The sequence below is a fragment of the Kangiella japonica genome (genome assembly GCF_039523535.1).
Taxonomy (GTDB): Bacteria; Pseudomonadota; Gammaproteobacteria; order Enterobacterales; family Kangiellaceae; genus Kangiella; species Kangiella japonica.
Genome location: NZ_BAAAFM010000003.1, coordinates 248,031 through 268,277, shown reverse-complemented (window position 1 = coordinate 268,277; position 20,247 = coordinate 248,031). Strand labels below are relative to the sequence as shown.

Below are 20,247 nucleotides of genomic sequence, written 5' to 3'. Positions count from 1 at the left end.
ATCAAACAAATGACTAACCAATTGAAAATCGGTCGCTACGAACTTATAGAAGAAATTGGTCGTGGCGCCATGTCTGTAGTTTATCTAGCTAAAGATCCCGAAATTGGACGCTCACTTGCTATAAAGCTTCTAAAACATGAGCTCGTAGAGGAGGAAGAGTATCGCGCGCTTTTTTTGCGTGAAGCAAGAGCTGCAGGTAGTTTAAGTCACCCGGGAATCGTGACTATTTATGATGTCGGTATCTGGCAAGATAGGCCTTATATCGCCATGGAGCTTCTAGAAGGCAATAACCTTGACGAACATCTAGAAGAGCATGGGGTTTTTTCAATCGGTGACTCCCTCGAGTTGGCGCAACAATTAACGGAAGCCCTGAATTATGCTCATTCAAAGGGAGTTATCCATAGAGATATCAAGCCTGAGAATATTCTTGTTTTAGATAAAGGGAAGCGTTTTAAAATAACCGACTTTGGTATTGCTCGAGTTGAACATCAGTTTATGGAGGCTGGTGCGGAGGAGCAGGAGAAAGTCATGGGCACGCCTGCTTATATGTCTCCGGAGCAGATTTCAGGCAATGAAACGAGTTTTAAAACAGACTTGTATTCCTTAGGGGTGATCCTCTACAAGGTGACAAAAGGTGAGTTACCCTTCCAGGCTGCTAATTATGGCGCGATGATGCAGGCCGTATTACAAGATAACCCTGAACCATTAAATGCTTATTCAGAACAAGGCTTTATTTGGCAAAGCATCATTTTTAGATTGCTTCAGAAAAACCCTGATTTACGATATACCAAAACTGAAGAACTTATTGAGGAACTCGACACACTCGCTGAGGAAATAGCGCAAGAACGTAAAGGAATTTCATCGATTCGCTTTGTTTCCATGCGTGCCCGTTGGGCCGTTTCATTATCATCCTTGGTATTAGTGGTAATGGTTTTGGGGATGATTTGGGTATATAACAAGCAGAATACACTAATGAACCAGCTAGTTTATGATTATGGCAATTCAATGGTTCAGATCATTTCGAGCGAAACCGCCGAACCATTATTGTTGGACGAAGATGTAGCGTTGCAAGCAATTACCCAAGATATCGTAAATAGCTCTGAAGTTTTGTACTTATCAATTAGGGACAAGGATAACTTGGTCCAGAGCAGCAGCTTGGAGGAGCAAGTAGGGAAATTCTATAAAGCTTTCGAAGGCAGTCAAATAATAGGCGGTAAGGGTTCTAGTCGAATTTATGAAAATTTAGACAGTTTCAATCAGGAAGCATTTATATTCGATACGCCTATTATGTTCCAAGAAAAGATTATTGGCCACGCTAGTATCGCAGTAGGGCGAAGTAACTTAATAAATGCCACACGGTCATCATTGTTAACTATGATTATATGGATGTTTGTGATCATGCTGGCGGTTTTTTCAGGGGTGTACTGGCTAGCGAATAAATTCACACAAAGAATTAATAAAACACGGCAGGTCATTAAGGATATTCGATCACACGGGCAGTCGGAGTTAATTAAAATTAATGCCCATGATGAGGTCGGGCGATTACAGCAAGAAGTGAATGAGCTGACCCAGAAGCTAGCAGGCCTGACCAAAACCCAGCATATGGGATTTAAAAATAATACCGACCCTGCATTAAGTGAGCTGACAGATATTGATAAAACGCTATTAATTGATGTTGCTGATACTAGCGATAAGGCCGATCGGTAATATTATAGGTTATCGAGTTTATTCTGTAGCGCTTTCACCCGATCTTGATAAACCAAAGCTAAGTCATCATTGGGGTTAATGGCTAAAATCTTCTGCCAAAACTCTAATGCGTCATCGAGTTTTTGATTGCGATATAGACGTAGCGCCTGTTGGTGGTAGTTTTCCGATACCTTATTTCGAGTTGTTGTGAAAAGTATGTTTTCTTCAAGTGGTTTCCCCACGTTATTCCAAGCATTTAGCAGTAGCTCATAAGAATCATCAAACTGAGAACGATCCGCGTATTGCTTAGCGGTTAATAGTTGCTGCTCTGCGCGAAGTGTGGATAGCTCAGCCTCAAGCATGGCTTTATTGGCTGATGATAATGGAGTTTCACTGATTAATCCTGAAAGTAGTGCCTCGGCTTCAGCAGTGTTTTGTTGGCGTTTGTATTGCTCAGATTGACCTTTGGCTGCAACGACTAGTTTTTGCTGTAAAGACTGGCTAGTTTCAAGTTTCTCGTGGTTTAATGTCCACTGTATTGCTTGGTTGTACTCTTCCGCTTCGATTAAAGCCTCTAATTCAGGGTATGACTCTTTCGATGCGGTCGTAGATACAGTCTGGCGAGACTTGCTATGTTTGGAGTATGAGCTTTCTTTAGGAATGGTGAGTCCTTTTGTCGGAAGCTTAAGCTTTTGCCCAACGAAAATTGAGTCATTAGGAGCCAACTTATTCAGTTTCAATAACTCTGTATATCGACTAGAGGCACCTAAGTATTGCTGTGAAATGGTGCCTAGCGTATCGCCAGGGCGCACCGTATAAATATATGTATCTGATTCATCAACACCCTGATAGACCACCGGGGATGAGCTGCCCGATGACTGTGCTGGTGTAGCATCTACTATAGGAACCACAATATCGTTCCTGTCTTCCTTGAAAGAGCACCCTGCAAGAACAACTGCCGCAGTTAAAGCAAGAAGCTTAAAGCTCGATGAAAGGGTAACACTTGTGATTGATGTCGATGCTTTCAAACTATTCATTTTCCTAATAATTATTGTGAATAAACAATAGTAGCAGGAATTAAACAGAGACTCTGTTTAACTCCAATCTTTATGAACCAATTCACACACTATGCTTCATAATGCGTTCTTTTGTCTTATTCCATTCGCGTTCTTTTTCTGTTGCACGCTTATCATGCAGCTTTTTACCTTTAGCCAAGCCAATTTCAAGTTTGACTAAGGATTTTTTCCAATAGAGCTTAAGAGCAACGACGGCGTAACCTTGCTGGTCAACACCACGGAATAATTTTGCAATTTCGTGGTTATTCAGTAATAGTTTACGGGTTCTCAAAGGATCGGCAACAACGTGAGTAGAAGCGCTCAACAGTGGCGATATATGACAACCGAAAAGAAACGCCTCGCCATTTTTTAGCAACACGTAGCTCTCAGCCAAATTGACCTTGCCCGCTCGTAAACTTTTGACTTCCCAGCCCTGTAGCATCACACCAGCCTCAAAGGTTTCCTCGATGAAGTAATCGTGCCTAGCTCTTTTATTTAAAGCTATTGCGCTACTGGATGGTTTATTTTTACCTTTTTTAGCCACTCAATGAACTCTCGTTGGTGAAACTCAAAATAATCTCTGTTTAGGGATTATAGGGGGCAACGCACAGAGTCTCAATAGGTTAGGAGTTTAAAACAGGCAATGTTACAATTGCTACAAGTCAGTTTTACGATAGAGTTATGAAGACAGTTAAGCGCCAAGCCCTATTACCTTATTCTGCACAGCAGATGTTTGAATTAGTAAATGATATCGAAAAATACCCTGAGTTTTTACCAAACTGTGTTGGTGCAACTGAGCTTGAGCGCACTGAAACAGAGGTTGTAGCAAGTTTAGCCGTAGCAAAAGGCGGCTTTGAAAAGACATTTACAACAAAGAATACTAATAATCCTTATGACTCCATTGATATGAAGCTTGTTGATGGTCCTTTTAAGCATTTAGACGGACGCTGGGTATTTACCTCTTTGGACGATAAAGCCTGTAAGATTGAGCTTGAAGTTAATTTTGAGTTTTCTAATATTTTAACCAGTATGGCTTTTAGTAGTGTGTTCAATCATTTGGCGGAGTCATTTGTCGAAGCTTTTTCAAAAAGAGCCGCGGTAGTTTACGGTTAAAATGGCTCTGTGACAGAGTAAGGAGCAATTTTAGATGGACAAAAAGCTGCGTGTCGAGGTGTGTTACGCCTTGCCAGAAGAGCAGACGCTACTGGAACTTATGGTCGATAGAGGTTCGACGGTTGAAGCTGTTATCCAACAGTCCGGCATTTTGGAACTTCATCCAGACATAGATTTATCGGAAAATAAAGTAGGTGTATTCAGCAAGCTAACAACTCTAGATGCAACCCTGCATGATGGTGATAGAATCGAAATATACCGGCCGTTATTGATTGATCCGAAAGAAGTCAGAAAACAAAGAGCCTTAAAGGCAAAACAGGAAGCTGATAAAAACAAGGAAAAAAAGTAGGTGTTACGATTTATTTATACCGCGATTTATTACCTTTGTGCGCCCTTATTGTGCTTGCGTTGGGTTTATAAAAGCTTTAAGCCACCACAATATCGGGAGCCGATGCGCGAGCGCTTTGGGTTTGTTAGAAAGCAACAGAGGCCATCCATCTGGTTCCATGCGGTGTCTATGGGCGAGTCTATCGCAGCGAAAACCATTATAGAAAGACTGTTACAGCTGAAGCCAGATTTAAATATCGTGGTTACAACGACCACGCCAACGGGAGCTAAGCAAATCATTGAAGGGCTAGGAAGTAAAGTAACGCATCATTATTCTCCTTGTGATTTGCCAGGGACAATTAAGCGCTTTACCCGACGAATTCAACCTGGTGCACTGGTCATCATGGAAACTGAGTTGTGGCCAAATTGGCTTCATCACCTCAAATCTAGAGATATCCCTGTCATTCTAGCCAATGCTCGAATGTCTGAAAAGTCGGCGCAAAAATACCTTAAGTTTTCGACCTTAAGCCAGCAGATGATGAAGGCTTTCAAGTTAGTATTGCCGGTTAACGATAAAGACGCTCAGCGTTTTATTCGGTTAGGAGTCAACCCAAATCAATGTGTAACCACTGGAAACATAAAATTTGATCAGCAGTTTACATGCAATGGAGATGAGTCTTACTTTCATGGCTGGGAGGGTGACTCAAAGACGTTAGTGTGGTTAGCGGCAAGCACTCATAAAGGTGAGGATGAAATTCTGTTAAAGGCGCATCAGCAAGTCTTGCAGTCACTACCTGATGCTAAGTTAATCATTGTTCCAAGACACCCTGAGCGGTTTGATGAAGTTTCAAACTTAGTCGCCGGGCTTGGTTTTACTTATCATAGACGTTCACAACCCGATGCTTGGAATGAGCAGAATCAAGTCATGGTAGGGGACAGTATGGGCGAGCTCATGTTAGCTTATAAACTTACAGATATTGCTTTTGTTGGGGGGAGCTTAGTGCCTATTGGCGGCCACAATATGATTGAGCCAGCTTCGCTCGGCAAGCCCGTTCTATCAGGGCCTCATGTTCATAATTTCAGTGAAGTTTATCGAGAATTGGTCGGACAGGAAGGAGCAAAAACCGTAGCTACCGTTGGAGAGATTAGTGAAGCAGTGATTAGCTTGATGGTAGATGAGCAAAAAAGACAACTTATGGGACAGAAAGCCCAAGCTGTGGTTGAGCATAGTCGAGGTGCATTAGAAAAAACTGTGAATCAGCTAGAGCCTTTCTTATAAAGAGAAGCTCTAGCGTTATTGCTGGATATTTATGGCTAGAAATTAATTATTCAGTAACCATTGATTCACTTCCTCGATATCGTCTTTTGTCAAAGTTCCTACGGCTTCTTTAAGCTTCAGACCATTGATTAAATAGTCAAACTTAGCTCGACTCAGAGAGCGTTGGGCGGCATAAACCGCACGAGTTGCTTGCAAGACATCAATAATGTTTCGCGTTCCTGCCTGATAACCATCTCTTGTCGCTTCTAAGGAGCTTTGACTCGACTCTAGGACACGTGTGTTTGCATTAAACGACTGAATAGAGGCTTCGAGTGTGGCATAAGCCGAGCGGACGCTACGTTGTATTTGACGCGCGTTTTGCTCTAGTTCGTGAGTTGTACGCAGATAGTTTTGCTTTGCTTTTTCTGTTTGGGCAGTAGTTCTAAGCCCTGAAAAGATGGGGATAGAAACCGTAACTCCAGCTTGGTAGCCGTCTGTTAAATTAGATGTGTTTTGATTGACACCTAAAGTAGGGAACATTCGCTCTGTATCGCTATCGCGCTCGGAGTAGCTTACTCTTAAGTTAGCGTTCGGATAATGGTCGCTACGGTTACGCTTTACCTCGTCTCTTGCAATACGAACACTCATTTGCTGAGCTTTTAAACCAAGATTCGACTCATTAGCCACTCGTAACCAATCATCAATATTGGCCGGGCTCGGTGGCGTCATTTGGATACTATTGCCGACATCTTCAAGTTCGCTGTAGTATTGTCCAGTGACTTCACGTAAGGCCTCTTGCGCATTAATCAAGTTCGTTTCTTGGCTGATTTCATTAGCGACTGACTGATCAAAGTTCGCTTGTGCGTTCAAAAAGTCAGTGGCGTTTGCAAGTCCTGACTCATACTGTTCGCGTGTAAGATCAAGCTGTTGTTGTAAAGCTTGCTTTTCATTACGAGTAATGGCTAATGTTTCTTGTGCTGACAGCACATTAAAATAAGCTTGGGTGGTGCGAAGCATTAGGCCTTGTAGGTTTGAGGCATGAGTTAATTCAGCAGCCCTCACGCTCATTTCTGCTTGATCTAGCGCAATCCACTGACCCCAGTCGAATAACACTTGGTCAAGCTGCACTGCATAAGTCGTGGTATTCACATCACTACTAAACGGATCTGATGGACTTCCATCCAAACCTTGCCCTTCGCTGTCTGTGTCCGAGCGTGAACGACTAACGCTACCGTTAATTTGTGGCAACAAACTCGATCTTGAAATCTTATAGTCTTGTTCGGTTGCTTTTAACGAAGCCGCACTAATTTTGTATTGTGAATCGTTGTTCAGGGCGTCCTGATAGACGTCCATTAGATCTGTGGCGGCGTAGCTGACGTTGGCTAATCCGCCGAATAATGTGGCTGCTAGTAAAGTGTGGATGGTTCTTAATTTCATCAGAAATTGTCTCGTCTTGTTTTAGATATCTATTGTTTCTTGATTAAAAGTCAAATTGCGGTTTGGGTTTGCTGTTAATTAGGCTTGGAATGACCGTCTCGTATAGACTTTGAGTATGCCATTCATCTTCGCCTGTGCGAGTGATTAGCTGAGCTTGCATCGCTGGCTCGGTCCCTGTTACACAAAATAGTCGCCCGCCAATCGTTAGCTGGTTCAAATATTGTTCGGGTAACTGATAACAGCTGCCTGTTATTGCAATAACATCATAGGGTTTATGGTGGGGCCAACCATTGGCAGCATCCCCTTCTTCAAACTCAATATTTGTAAGCCCAAGCTCAGCTGTAATCTTGCTTGCGGACTCAATGAACTCTTCAATAATATCAACACTATAAACCTTATTGGCTAGGCTAGCTAAAAGCGCTGTGCAATAGCCAGTTCCAGTGCCGATTTCGAGAGCTGTATCGGTCGGCTTGATGGCTAAAGCTTGTAGCATCCTCGCTTCTTCTTTAGGCGTCATCATTATTTGACTGTGGCCAATGTTAATTTGAGTATCAGCGTAAGCTATCGACTTGTAGTCGGTGGGTACGAAACGATCACGTGCTAAACCATGGATTTTATCCAGAACACGCTGATCCAAGACATTCCAAGGCCTGATCTGCTGTTCGACCATATTGTGTCGAGCCTGCTCGAAATCGGTTGCCGCTTCTCTCATGATTCCCTCTCTTCATAATGCTCTTTTCATTAAAAAGCACTTATTGCGTGTCTCAGATGCAGATAAGTGAATTTTAATCAAGAATAGTGCAAAGAATAGTCATTTCTTATATTTCAAACAACAATCTAAGTGTAACAGATTATGAAAGGCTGTAATCTCAAAATGGTTTAAGCTACTGTAAAGAATAAGTAAAGTATTTAAAGACGAGACAAGTTATGCCCGAGTTCAGCAAAAGTGATGTTAAGTTCTTAGAGGAAGAGTCCCTATACCAAGGATTCTTTTCGATGAAAAAATACCGCTATCAGCATCGCCGTTATCAAGGTGATTGGAGCCCAGTTGTTGAAAGAGAGATTTTTGATCGTGGGAATGCGGTTGGGGTATTGCTGTATGATAAGCTGAAAGATTGCTTTGTATTAGTCGAACAGTGCCGTCCTGGTGCTTTGGTGGGCGAGAAGTCTCCGTGGTTGCTTGAGATAGTGGCGGGTATGGTTGAGGAAGGGGAGAGTGCTTCCGATGTCGCTTATCGAGAGGTGCAGGAAGAGGCTGGGTGCCAATTGATAGACTTGTTTCCAATGCCAGGATACTGGGTTAGCCCTGGCGGAACGACAGAGTATGTGGATTTATTTTTAGGATTAGTGGATAGTGATAACGTAGCAGAGTTTGCAGGGCTTGAAACCGAGCATGAGGATATTAAGGTTTTGGTCGTTAAACGCAGCGAGCTCTTGAATTTATTACAAAGTGGCCGCATCAATAACGCTATGGCCTTGATTGCGATACAATGGTTTCTGATTAACGAGACAAATTTAAACCTTTAAAGCTTATGAACCGAACTCGAAAGAAGTACATTCCAGACCTAAAGGAGTTTATGGCGTTGTGCGCGAGCAACTATGCCAAGCTTTCTCGTTTGGTTGATTCTGTTGAACTTGAGGTTGGTCAGGGCTTTAATCTCGAGATTGATAAGCAACCCAATCTATCAATTTCACTAGAACAGAAAAGCAAGCACACCGCGACCTATAAACTGCTTCAAGACGAAAAAACTATCAGTTTAAAACGTCAGTATTTGGTGCGAATGTACCATGATGCCAAGGTGGCAGAGGTGTTGTCTGGACTAAATCAAGGGATGTTGCCGCCAGTCTATCCGTACCCCAATAAGTTAATGAAGCAACCGGATGAAAAAATCCAATTAAACCGTTTTTTGTCTGAATGGTTAAGTTTTTGCTTAGAATTTGGGCAACCTCACAGTTTGGATAGGACACAATTGGTGTTTTTTGATTAGAATACGCGCGATAATAGGTTGAGTCATTAATTGGGGAATGTTTTGAATAAAGAGCAATCTCGTCTTTTTATCGGGCGAAACACAATGAAAGTATTGCATATTTCAGATCCTCATCTGTTCGCAGATGATTCCTCGACTCTGCTTGGCGTAAACACCGAAGAAAGTTTGAAGGCGGTTCTAAGCGATGTAGAGCAGCGTCAAATCAACCCCGACATTATTATAGTAACCGGTGATATTTCCCAAGATTACACGCCACAATCTTACCAAAAGTTTGTCGACTATTTATCAGGATTTAATAAGCCCGTGTTGAGCTTGGCCGGTAATCATGATGAAAAGTCACAACTTAAACGTTATCTCTCAAACAAACCATTTTCTACGACCGAGCAGCTTATTACAGAAAATTGGCAATTACTCATGCTGAACAGTCATGTACCAGGGAAAGTTCATGGACATATCAGCGATGAAGAATTGCAGTGGCTTGAGTCTTGCTTGGTTGAGAACAGCGATTTACCAACAATGATTTTTACTCACCATCATCCAGTGCCGGTGGGTTGTGATTGGCTGGATAAAATTGGTATTGATAACGGACATCAGTTAGTTGATCTGCTGTCGAGACATCCACAAGTGAAGCAGTGTGCTTTTGGCCACGTCCATCAAATAAGTGACACGCTACATAAGAACGTATGGTATCGTTCAGTTCCTTCTACTTGCGTTCAATTTAAGAAACATTCGTCAGATTTTTGTGCAAGTCATGAAAAACCAGGTTATAACCTTTATCACTGCTCAGGTAATGGACAAATTAAAGTGGAAAGTTTCCGTGCCGATAGTTATCTCCCATCAGTCAATATGGCTATATCTGGCTATTAATTAACCATTCCCTGACTTCGCGACATCTCCAATCTAGCATTTCAACATTTTACTTGCACAATCAGATCGCGCTTTATAGGATAAGGCGTGATAACAATTATAGATTCATCCAACTCAAAATCAAAAAGAAATAACGAGCTTATGGCAAAGAACCCCTATGGCAAATAATAAGTATACCGCTGATGATATTGAAGTCCTTAGCGGCTTAGACCCTGTTAAAAAACGCCCTGGCATGTACACCGATACCTCACGCCCGAACCATCTAGGGCAAGAGGTTATTGATAATAGTGTGGATGAGGCTCTGGCGGGGCACGCAAAACTCATCCAAGTGGTGCTACACGAAGACAACTCTTTAGAAATTAGTGATGATGGTCGCGGTATGCCAGTGGATATCCACCCTGAAGAAGGGATTCCTGGTGTTGAACTTATCATGAGTAAACTGCACGCTGGCGGTAAATTTTCCAATAAAAATTATCAATTTTCAGGTGGTTTGCACGGCGTTGGTATCTCAGTCGTAAACGCACTGTCGAAGCGTGTTGAGGTTACCGTTAAACGTGACTCTAAGCAGTATGCTATGGCGTTTGAAAATGGGCTAAAAGTATCTGATTTAGAGGTTGTTGGAGAAATTGGCAAACGTAACACTGGAACAACGGTGAAGTTTTGGCCTGACTCAACATATTTTGATAGCGCTAAATTTTCAGTTTCAAAACTTAAACATCTGCTAAAAGCCAAAGCAATATTGTGCCCGGGTCTTAAAGTGGTTTTTGAAAACAAAGCCAGTAAGGAAAAGGACGAGTGGCACTATGAGGATGGTTTAACTGATTATCTTTTAGAACAAGCTGTTGATTATGAAAAGTTACCAGAAGAACCTTTTGTTGGATCGTTTGCAGGTGAAACAGAGGCTGTTGATTGGGCTTTCTTCTGGATGCCCGAGGGTGGTGAATGCTTAGCCGAGAGCTACGTTAACTTGATTCCAACAGCCCAAGGAGGTACTCACGTTAATGGTATGCGTAACGGTTTGCTTGAGGCAATGCGTGAGTTTTGTGAGTTTCGAAACCTATTACCACGAGGTGTAAAGCTTACTGCCGACGATATTTGGGATCGCATTAGTTACGTTCTGTCAGTCAAGCTGGATGATCCTCAATTTTCAGGACAGACTAAAGAGCGCTTATCTTCACGCCAGTGTGCGACCTTTGTTGCGGGTGTGGTTAAAGATGCCTTTAGTCTATGGCTAAACCAACACTCGGTAGTTGGGGATGCGTTGGCTGAGAGAGCTATCAGTAATGCCCACAAAAGAATGCGAGCGAGTAAAAAAGTAGTGCGAAAAAAGGTCACACAAGGACCTGCATTACCTGGCAAGCTGGCTGATTGTGTCGGGCAAGACAGTATGCGTGGTGAGCTCTTCCTGGTCGAGGGTGACTCAGCGGGAGGCTCAGCTAAGCAAGCTCGGGATAAAGAGTTCCAAGCGATAATGCCGCTACGTGGTAAAATTCTTAACACCTGGGAAGTCGAACCGGAGCAAATTCTGGGTTCGCAGGAGGTGCATGATATTTCAGTTGCGATTGGATTAGATCCTAATACTGATGATTTATCCAAGTTACGTTATGGCAAGATCTGTATTCTTGCGGATGCGGATTCAGATGGTTTGCATATTGCCACTTTGTTGTGTGCCTTATTTGTTCGTCACTTTAAACCGCTGGTTAAAGCAGGTCATGTTTATGTGGCGATGCCACCTCTTTATCGAATCGATATTGGGAAAGAAGTATTTTACGCACTTGACGAAGACGAGAAGCAGGGAATTGTCGATCGCATTCAGGCCGAAAAGAAGCGCGGTAAGATCCAAGTGACGCGCTTTAAGGGATTGGGTGAGATGAACCCTAAGCAGTTACGAGAAACCACCATGGCGCCAGAGACTCGACGGTTGATTCAGTTGACCCTTGAAAGCGGTGATAACTCGGAGCAGGTCATGGATATGTTGTTGTCCAAAAAGCGTTCCGCCGATCGTAAAAGTTGGTTGGAAGAAAAAGGCAATAAAGCCGAAATTGATGTTTAAAAGAGTAGTGAGTTAACGTGGAAGAAATAGATTACGAAGGCATTGAGAAGAAATCTTTAGCTGAGTTTACCGAAGAGGCGTACTTAAACTACTCCATGTACGTCATTATGGATCGTGCTTTGCCACATATTGGCGATGGTTTAAAACCAGTGCAAAGACGAATTGTCTATGCGATGAGCGAGCTAGGCTTAAAGGCTACTTCAAAGTATAAAAAGTCGGCACGTACAGTAGGTGACGTGCTCGGTAAGTTTCACCCACATGGTGATTCAGCTTGTTATGAAGCCATGGTACTAATGGCACAGCCCTTTTCATATCGCTACCCATTGGTTGATGGGCAAGGAAACTGGGGGGCTCCTGACGACCCTAAGTCTTTTGCCGCCATGCGTTATACCGAATCGCGCCTAGCAAAGTATGCCGAAGTATTATTGCATGAGGTGTCGCAAGGAACGGTAGATTGGATTCCTAACTTTGATGGAACCATGAAGGAACCCAAAGTTCTACCGGCTAGAGTTCCCAACCTATTATTAAACGGTACTACGGGTATTGCTGTCGGTATGGCGACTGATGTGCCACCGCATAACCTAACTGAAGTGGCTAATGCTTGTATCCACATGTTGGATAACCCAAAAGCCACGGTTGAAGATTTGATGGAATTTGTCGAAGGACCTGATTACCCGACAGATGCTGAGATAATTACTTCTAGAGCCGATATTTTAGAAATGTATCAAAAGGGACGTGGTTCGATTCGAATGCGCGCACATTTTGAAAAAGAAGACGGCGAAATTGTTATCACTGCTCTACCACATCAGGCTTCAGGTTCTAAGATTCTAGAGCAAATTGCTAGTCAGATGCAGGCTAAAAAATTACCTATGGTCAGTGACCTGCGAGATGAGTCAGACCACGAGAACCCTACGCGTTTAGTCGTTGTGCCTCGCTCGAATCGTGTGGATACTGACGAGTTAATGAAGCATTTATTCGCGACGACTGATCTTGAGAAAACTTATCGCGTTAATATGAATATGATTGGTCTTGATGGTCGCCCGCAGGTTAAAAACTTGCAGATTTTCGTCAAAGAGTGGCTTGATTATCGTCTTGAAACGGTGCGCCGTCGATTACAGTATCGCTTAGATAAGGTGATGGATCGTTTGCACATTTTAGACGGTTTATTAATTGCTTACCTAAACATTGATGAAGTCATTCATATTATAAGAACAGAAGATAAACCTAAGCCAAAGTTGATCGAACGTTTCAAGATTTCAGAGACCCAAGCTGAGGCGATACTAGAGCTCAAGTTACGACATTTAGCGAAACTCGAAGAAATGAAGATTCGAGGCGAACAGAACGAACTAGAAGATGAAGCTGATTGGTTACAGATGACATTAGGCTCAAAGCAGAGAATGAGAACTGTGGTCAAAAAAGAACTGAAGGAAGTTATTGAAGACCATGGCGACGAACGTCGTTCACCGATTGTTGAGCGCGAGGAAGCTAAAGCACTATCAGAAACGGATCTCATGCCAACGGAGCCTGTGACTGTTGTGTTGTCGGAAAAAGGGTGGGTACGCTGCGCTAAGGGGCATGACATTGATGCCGCAGGGATGAACTACCGATCCGGAGACTCTTTCCTCGATGCCTCTCAAGGTAAAAGTAATCAGTACGCAGTGTTCTTGGACTCTACCGGGAGGAGTTTCTCTCTTTTGGCAAACACACTGCCTTCGGCAAGAGGTTTAGGTGAGCCTGTTACAGGGCGTGTAAACCCTATAGCTGGGGCCGAGTTTTTAGCTACCATCATGGGCGAAGATGACGATAAGTTTTTATTTGCTTCTGACGCAGGCTATGGCTTTATAGCAAAATTTAGCGATCTGGTATCAAAAACTAAAAATGGTAAAGCATTTTTGAACTTACCATCAGGCGCTAAGGTCATGAAGCCAAAGCGAATCCCTAAAGAGGGAGAGCTATACTGTGTAGCAGTTTCTAACGAAGGCAGAATGCTTGTCTTTAAGCTCGAAGACCTGCCAGAGTTAGCTAAGGGTAAAGGCAATAAAATTATCAGTATCCCAGCCGCTAGAGCTAAAATTCGTGAAGAGTTTGTTGTTTCTGTTGCTGTGGTAGCTGCTGATGATAGCCTTGTGATCTACTCTGGAAAGCGTCACCTAACGCTTAAACCAAGAGATTTAGAGCACTACCGTGGCGAACGCGGACGCCGAGGAAGTAAACTGCCGCGAGGTTTCCAGCGCGTAGACTCTATGAGCGTTGAGGGGCAGGAGTCATAGATTAGACATCACTTAAATATCGTACCTGACGTTCGATCACACTTTTTTGTTCGGCGTCGGGTGCTTTTAATCTACACAACTCAACAACAATGCCATCTTCCAGTTCTATATCAATCACCTTTTCGGCGCTCCAATTATAATCACTACCAGTCTCGATAAGGTTTTTCTCAAACCAAATCCCCGAGTCAATAATATCAAAGAAGGTCTGATAAATTTCTTCGCCAAAGTTAAGCCTATGGACAATGATTTTTGGCTCTAGCTGTAACTGGTTAAGGCAGTTATGTAACGCATATAAAGGGTTCTGATTCATCGGGGAATATTCCAGTCTTAACCCCAAGGTAAGCAAGTTATTATCAAACTGTGTAACGAAGAAACCGTTTTGAGGTAACCAACGGTTAAGTACTCTAAGCAATGTATTGGTTGATTGTTGATTTAGTCTCTCCCATCTTGCTTTTATGATTAAAGAGCTGATTGCCGGGGTATTCTCATGGTCTTTTTTTCGTCGAATGAGGCTTTTAATAAGTTGAACATTCGATTCCATGGATTGGTAGTTTCTAGCTTTATTTTGCGGTTTTTTTGTAGAAGGTGAAAACCACTGTTTGGCATACAGCAAGGTCACTAGTATTAGCCAAATTAAAGCACCGAAAATCCATATAAGCTCAGGAGTTAGCCAGAAATTATTGTCGTAATTTGGTAAAATATCACTGTTCGAAAAATAAACAATAAGGTAGCCGTTATAGTTCCCATCAAACGCTATATTGGCAATAACAGGTTGACTTTGTCCATCAAAAACTTCTCCGCTTTGGTAGATTAACTCTCCATTTCGTCGGTATATAGAAAGCTTAGTTACGGCATTGTCGGATTGTAATTGTTGCCCTACGGTGGAAAGGGTATCTGTATCTTCATCTTCTATCAGGTGACCTAAAAATGAGGCGCTAGCATTTGCCAGTCCTTGACTGTATTCTACTGTGAACTCTTGAGCGTGATAGTCTCTGACGGCTAAGGTCCACGAATAAACGAGAAAGCAAAGAGCCACGATCACTGCCGCCGAAGAGACAGTGACAGGTAATTTGACTGCTTGCATTGATGCGCTGTATTTGTTTTTATCGGTTTTCACTGGAATATTTTAGGCTCTTATTTAAAGCTAATATATCATAGTTTGGAGTGCTTAAAAGCAATCTAAGCTATATCAAAATGTAAGGTTTAATAGATGTCAATCGAGAAACACTGTACAGCGCTGCTGTTTTCAATATCGCCACAGAATAAAGACAGAATAGAACAAGCGTTTAACAATCATAAAAAACTGATGTCGCACGCTGAACTATCGGCCCCTACTCAGGTAGTAGACGGTAATTTGAAACATTATTCGTCATGTTTTCGAATGAGCCTTAGGAGCCGTGATACCGATTTTAATTTACTCCTGATGCGTCAGGCTTTTGACGATTTTGCGACTGAAATTGAGGCCGACTATTATTTTTTCGTAGAAGGAGAGGTGAGGGGTAGACCTAAGTTTGCAGTGTTTGATATGGATTCCACACTGATCCCGATGGAAGTCATTGATGAGCTCGCTGCTGAGTTTGGGGTTAAGGATAAAGTGGCAGACATCACTGAAGAAGCGATGCGTGGAGAGCTGGATTTCAATCAAAGCTTCGAGAAGCGCTTGTCGATTCTGTCTGGTATGCCAAGAAAGGCAGTAGAGTCTGTGCAGCAACGAATAAGCCTTAATCCTGGTGTCAAAGCATTAACTTCTTATTTAATTGACTCGGGGGCTGAGATTGGTATTGCTTCAGGAGGATTTAAGGACTTTGCACGCCAGATCGGTGAGCAGTTGGGCGTGCATGAAATAAAAGCCAATGCATTAGACTTTAATGAAAAAGACGAATTGACAGGTAAGGCCAACTTTCCAATAGTCAACGCTGAGCTAAAAGCTAGAACGTTAACTGAGTGGGCTGAGAGCAGAGGCCTCAAGCTCAATGAAACCATGGCTGTTGGCGATGGTGCTAACGATTGGCTAATGCTAAAAAGCGCAGGATTTGGAGTAGCATATAAAGCAAAGGATTACTTAAAATATAGAGCCGACTGTGTACTTCAATTTGCTGAAATGGATGGGCTGATTGATATACTTAAAATCGTTACAAAATAAATTAAATCACAAAAAAGCCCCTATTTAGGGGCTTTTAGATTTAGTTCGTTCCCAAAAGCTTAGAAATCACTATCCGCAAAATCATAGTTTAACTTCGGTATCGGCTTCGATACATAATTCCCCATTACAAAGTCAACGCCTAGTGGCCAAATTTGAGCTAGTGTTGAGGCATCCTCTAGGTTAGAAATAATGGTTTTGGCTTGTATTTCAGCTGAAGCTCTTACAATGGATTGCACTTTATCAGCTCCATGCTCTTTCAATGTGTCGATAAAGTTTGGGGCCATCGCCACATATTGAGGAGCTATAGATCTAACCAACTCGGTATTATCATTTTCAACTCCAGATAAACAAAGAGGAATTCCATTTTTCTTAAGAGCATCACGAAGCTCTAGAACCTTTTTATAGTAGGTTTGTGCCATATGACTTTTTACGGTCATCACGATATTGCCACTATCAATGCCTGCGGCAGTGACTAGCTTTTCAAGCCAAGCCTCAAGGTCGTCGCGCATTAAAGTATTTGGGCTCAAGGCAAGGAAAAGTTTATTGTTGTTACCAGTTTCTTTGTCTTTTACTAGAACTTTCAAAGCATGCTTTAACGTAACTTTATCAATTTCTGCGTCCATTCCAACTTTTTCGAAGATTGGGAAAATATGCTCGCCTAATCCCCAAGTACCATCACTAAGTTGGTAGCGGAAGTAACACATATACTGTTTGCTCGAGCTTCCTTTTAAACTCATCATTGGTTGGTAGAAAAGAGTCATTTTGCTTTCATCACGAGCGTTCGTGAACTCTTCAAAAATCTTTCGCTCATCTTCATCCAACAAGCTATCAATAGAAGGGTTAAAAATTTGGAAACTATTCCCCCCTTTTTCCTGGATATTATGAGCAACAGTTGTGGCGTGTAGGAGTATTTTCCCAGGCTCTAGTTCGTGCCCCGTGCATGGTACTCCACCTATACTCAAAGTAACCTTTAGAGTTTGGCCGGATATTTCGAATAATTGTTTTTCGATATCCTTGATTAAAAACTTAGGCAGTTCTGTTGGTGGTTTATTGGTGTCAGCATCTAAAATTGCAAAACTACTATCGCTAATTCGACCAATGACAACAGTGCTGTGACATTTATCGTGTAACCAATGTGATACATCCTTGAGTAAAACATCACAATCAGCGATACCGAATTGGTTTCGATAGCTAGCAAAATTGTCTATTTCGATAAAGTACAGTGCTGAGTCTAAATCTTTTTGTCTACTGGTTTCTACGGCCTTGGTTAGATGCTCTATGAAAGCCGGTCTATTTAAAGCTCCAGTGACTTGATCTTGCTTGCTCATTTCCTTGAGTTTCTGCATCAGTTCTTGCTGATCTCCGATATCGCGAACTAATAGCTGTACACACTCTTCGTCATCGTATATGGCTGAGCTGATAATAAAGTCAGCTTCAAACTCTTCACCCGATGCAGTTTTGCCTTTAATTAATTCGCTCACTTCAGTACCATCTTGTGACTGACGCTTAAGCAAGGCACGGATTTTATCTTTCTCTTCGTCGGCAACAATATCCATGATAGTCATGACAATAATTTCATCTTCTTCGTAACCAAAACGTTTGATATAAGATGGATTGGTATAAATATGCATACCCTCGTGGATATATGCAATCGCATCTTTTGAGCTATCAAGTAAGAGCTCATTGCGCTTGTTGGTCTCGTAAACAATTTTGTTGGCTTGTTCTAGCGACTGCAGTGATTCAACTAACTTCTGGTCACGCTTAACGATCATTGCGAGCAGATCTAAAGCCCCTGCTGGTATGCAATCCTTCAACCCTAGTGCTAGCATTTCAAAGCGCTTCTCATCACTGTAATCGTTTGTTAAAAGAACAGCCGGCACAGCAATAGGCTGGTTTTTGAGTTGCTTTAAAGCCTGTTTAATAGGTAAGTTGTCCAGCTCATCAATAAACAGAGCTTGTTGCCAGTGCTTAAGCTCTATTGCATCTTTGAGTTGCTCACTGTCGGAGATTACCTGATGCCGAATGGGGAGCCCCATGTTTTTTAAATGGCTTGATACCTGTTCGCTATCGTTAGGCGAAGAGGAAAAAATGAGCATGTTTATAGGAGATTTCTTAACCTTTTCTTTCATCATTGCCGTCTATTCGTTAATTATTGGTTTTAATAGAAATAGTCTAACGCCATTGCTATCAACTTGCTGTAACTAAGCCACAAATCTTACAATAATAAACCGTTTAAGAATCTGCAACCCTAGTTAGATAAAGTGTTAGTTTATTTCCGGCTAAACTGAAATTGTATAAAATTGTCCGTTTCAATAATTTTTTTGTTTAGCTCTATTTTAAATTCATCCTCCGGAGTCATAATGGCAACTGTCTGCCCTGAACGGTAGCCAAGCGGAGGTAGTATAATAGTAGCATCAATTCCGACATTGGGCATATCAGGTAAGTACAATCCATTATGATGATATGCTGGTTTAGCGTAGTCCCAGTCAAGGGTCGCCCTAACGGGGGTTGCCTCTGGGGCAATGATTTCAACGCCTATTAGGAATATAGAGTTCTTGTGCCACCTATTCCATCGAATCATGCCAAGGTTATATTGCTCATCGGAGCCTTTAATATTCTTAATAGTGATTAGCTCATTTGCTTCGGCGTATGTAGACGGTGCTTTTTCGAAGCCCAAACAGAACCCAGCGGGACTTACATCTCGAACCATTCCCTTAGACCACTGGTATCGAGGTTTAGTTTTAATTTCCTTGAAGGGTTTATCTTCTTTCTGATGCTTTTTTTCCTCGTCGCTTAATGGTTTGTATATTGAAGCAAAGGCATCCTGTGGTTTTTCATGTCCCATATTTAGGCTTAAGCTAGAACTTTTTGAGCGACTCTTCCACACAAAACTGTGCTGACTATCGTCTTCTTGTTCAAGCTGTAAAGAGTCAGACTCGATACTGAGAGGCTTACGCTTGTTTTGCCCAAAGAAACGCTGGTGAACTTCAGAACCTAACTTTTCAACCAAGAAATGATGCGAAGCAGCCAACCCAACACACACTTCTGTGTTTACTTGTGAGTTCATGCGGATAAAGTTTCGATTAAACTGTTTACTCCAATGAGTAATTAAGTGCTCTGTAAGTTCATGCTCCAACTCAATGCTTGCCGGTTTTTTTGTAAAGCGACTAAAAAAACCACCAGATTCATTTTTCAGATGGCGTTCTAAGGCTTCTGCAGGAGCTTGTAAATTGATACCTACAACCCTTTGTTCTTCTTGTTCAATGGAATTTATAGGTTGAGGAGGGATATCACTATCCGGTAAATAAGCAAATAAACAGCCTTCTGTATGATTGGGCTGTAGCTCAGCAAGCTCAGCAAGCTCCTCTATTTCACTGTAAATATCATTGATCTCGCCATGCTTTAGCTGGTAGGGGTTGGACAGTGGCAAAATAAGATTCATAAGCAGTTGTTTCTTGATTGTGCCTAATGAAACTGAATCTTTTTTTAATTTATGTTCTAGCAAATCGTTTTTTTCAGCCAGCTTGAAAATGATATTTTGCTGAATCCACAGCTTTTTCCCTACAGTCTTATAAAGCTGATATCTCTGTAACTGGATAAACCCTTGGAACTGAAGACTGTTAGCGCAGGCTGCAGGCAATATTGTGTGCTTGTATTTTTCAAATGCAGTAACGTCTGAATGCAGGTCTTCTATAATCGTGTTAAAGCCAAAAATGGTTTCAGAGGCAATTGCATGAACCAACTCAGAAGCTGACTGCAATTTTTGTGAATATTTTAAAGGGCTATGAATATAGACGGAAGCAAGCGAGTTTAAAGTATTGAGACATGTTGGCTTGAGCGCTTCTAAAATTTGGAGACGGGTTTTGGGCGGCAAAGGTGACTGGTTAAGGTCGTATAGATAGTGAAAAATTTTCGAAGCGGTTTCACCGATATCCGCAATCGGTAAATTGTCTATCCACTGTTTTGCTGTTTTGACTGTTGCTGGAATATCAGCAACCATCACATCGTTTTTAACCCTAACGGTTAACCCCAACTGTCCTTTCGTTAGCG

The 20,247-nt window shown here is 42.1% G+C and carries 17 protein-coding genes; 10 read left to right on the top strand and 7 right to left on the bottom strand.

Translation table 11 applies throughout. From position 1 onward, the window contains the following. The first annotated feature begins 9 nt into the window (after positions 1 to 9). Entirely contained in the window at positions 10 to 1,707 is a 1,698-nt protein-coding gene (locus ABD128_RS04670) for a serine/threonine protein kinase (protein ID WP_343987242.1), read from the top strand. A 2-nt stretch (positions 1,708 to 1,709) separates the two neighbouring features. Here the strand turns inward: ABD128_RS04670 and ABD128_RS04665 are convergent, their stop codons facing one another. Next, a complete protein-coding gene (locus ABD128_RS04665; RefSeq protein WP_343987239.1) occupies positions 1,710 to 2,723 on the bottom strand; it encodes a LysM peptidoglycan-binding domain-containing protein in 1,014 nt (337 codons plus the stop codon). An 82-nt stretch (positions 2,724 to 2,805) separates the two neighbouring features. After that, positions 2,806 to 3,285: an SsrA-binding protein SmpB gene (smpB, locus tag ABD128_RS04660; protein WP_343987237.1), complete on the bottom strand. Its 480-nt coding sequence runs from the start codon at positions 3,283 to 3,285 to the stop codon at positions 2,806 to 2,808. Positions 3,286 to 3,422: 137 nt separating this feature from the next. Between smpB and ABD128_RS04655 the strand changes: the two genes are divergently transcribed. The 3 genes from ABD128_RS04655 to waaA are packed head-to-tail and all read left to right on the top strand — an operon-like array spanning position 3,423 to position 5,460. Continuing rightward, positions 3,423 to 3,854 (top strand): type II toxin-antitoxin system RatA family toxin, encoded by a 432-nt coding sequence (locus tag ABD128_RS04655; protein ID WP_343987234.1) that lies wholly within the window; start codon positions 3,423 to 3,425, stop codon positions 3,852 to 3,854. Positions 3,855 to 3,888: 34 nt separating this feature from the next. Beyond that, complete coding sequence (locus tag ABD128_RS04650; RefSeq protein WP_343987231.1) at positions 3,889 to 4,203, top strand: RnfH family protein; 315 nt, start codon at positions 3,889 to 3,891, stop codon at positions 4,201 to 4,203. Then, positions 4,204 to 5,460, top strand: coding sequence for a lipid IV(A) 3-deoxy-D-manno-octulosonic acid transferase (gene waaA, locus ABD128_RS04645; protein ID WP_343987228.1), 1,257 nt, complete (start codon positions 4,204 to 4,206; stop codon positions 5,458 to 5,460). Between the two features lie 42 nt (positions 5,461 to 5,502). Here waaA and ABD128_RS04640 read toward each other — a convergent pair whose 3' ends face one another. Both ABD128_RS04640 and ABD128_RS04635 read right to left on the bottom strand, forming a co-directional pair. Next, positions 5,503 to 6,876 carry a TolC family outer membrane protein gene (locus tag ABD128_RS04640; RefSeq protein WP_343987225.1) on the bottom strand — a complete coding sequence of 458 codons (1,374 nt, stop codon included), beginning with the start codon at positions 6,874 to 6,876 and terminating at the stop codon, positions 5,503 to 5,505. Positions 6,877 to 6,919: 43 nt separating this feature from the next. Next, positions 6,920 to 7,588: a protein-L-isoaspartate O-methyltransferase family protein gene (locus ABD128_RS04635; protein ID WP_343987222.1), complete on the bottom strand. Its 669-nt coding sequence runs from the start codon at positions 7,586 to 7,588 to the stop codon at positions 6,920 to 6,922. 215 nt (positions 7,589 to 7,803) lie between these two features. On the opposite strand from ABD128_RS04635, the gene ABD128_RS04630 reads away from it, so the two are divergent. From ABD128_RS04630 to parC, 5 genes are all read left to right on the top strand, one after another. Continuing rightward, positions 7,804 to 8,403, top strand: coding sequence for an NUDIX domain-containing protein (locus ABD128_RS04630; protein WP_343987219.1), 600 nt, complete (start codon positions 7,804 to 7,806; stop codon positions 8,401 to 8,403). A gap of 5 nt (positions 8,404 to 8,408) precedes the next feature. Next, a complete protein-coding gene (locus tag ABD128_RS04625; RefSeq protein WP_343987217.1) occupies positions 8,409 to 8,864 on the top strand; it encodes a DUF1249 domain-containing protein in 456 nt (151 codons plus the stop codon). A gap of 30 nt (positions 8,865 to 8,894) precedes the next feature. Continuing rightward, positions 8,895 to 9,731, top strand: coding sequence for a 3',5'-cyclic-AMP phosphodiesterase (cpdA, locus tag ABD128_RS04620; protein WP_343987214.1), 837 nt, complete (start codon positions 8,895 to 8,897; stop codon positions 9,729 to 9,731). Between the two features lie 157 nt (positions 9,732 to 9,888). Beyond that, positions 9,889 to 11,784, top strand: coding sequence for a DNA topoisomerase IV subunit B (gene parE, locus ABD128_RS04615; protein ID WP_343987211.1), 1,896 nt, complete (start codon positions 9,889 to 9,891; stop codon positions 11,782 to 11,784). A 17-nt stretch (positions 11,785 to 11,801) separates the two neighbouring features. After that, positions 11,802 to 14,054, top strand: a complete 2,253-nt coding sequence (gene parC, locus ABD128_RS04610; protein ID WP_425545673.1) for a DNA topoisomerase IV subunit A — start codon at positions 11,802 to 11,804, stop codon at positions 14,052 to 14,054. Position 14,055: 1 nt separating this feature from the next. On the opposite strand, the gene ABD128_RS04605 is transcribed toward parC, so the two are convergent. After that, positions 14,056 to 15,171: a hypothetical protein gene (locus ABD128_RS04605; protein ID WP_343987207.1), complete on the bottom strand. Its 1,116-nt coding sequence runs from the start codon at positions 15,169 to 15,171 to the stop codon at positions 14,056 to 14,058. Positions 15,172 to 15,264: 93 nt separating this feature from the next. On the opposite strand from ABD128_RS04605, the gene serB reads away from it, so the two are divergent. Beyond that, complete coding sequence (gene serB, locus ABD128_RS04600) at positions 15,265 to 16,197, top strand: phosphoserine phosphatase SerB (RefSeq protein WP_343987204.1); 933 nt, start codon at positions 15,265 to 15,267, stop codon at positions 16,195 to 16,197. Positions 16,198 to 16,256: 59 nt separating this feature from the next. Here the strand turns inward: serB and ABD128_RS04595 are convergent, their stop codons facing one another. Together ABD128_RS04595 and ABD128_RS04590 are read right to left on the bottom strand one after the other, a co-directional pair. Next, positions 16,257 to 18,293 (bottom strand): EAL domain-containing protein, encoded by a 2,037-nt coding sequence (locus tag ABD128_RS04595; protein WP_343987201.1) that lies wholly within the window; start codon positions 18,291 to 18,293, stop codon positions 16,257 to 16,259. Between the two features lie 173 nt (positions 18,294 to 18,466). Further along, positions 18,467 to 20,197: a hypothetical protein gene (locus ABD128_RS04590; RefSeq protein WP_343989353.1), complete on the bottom strand. Its 1,731-nt coding sequence runs from the start codon at positions 20,195 to 20,197 to the stop codon at positions 18,467 to 18,469. Between the last annotated feature and the right edge of the window lie 50 nt (positions 20,198 to 20,247).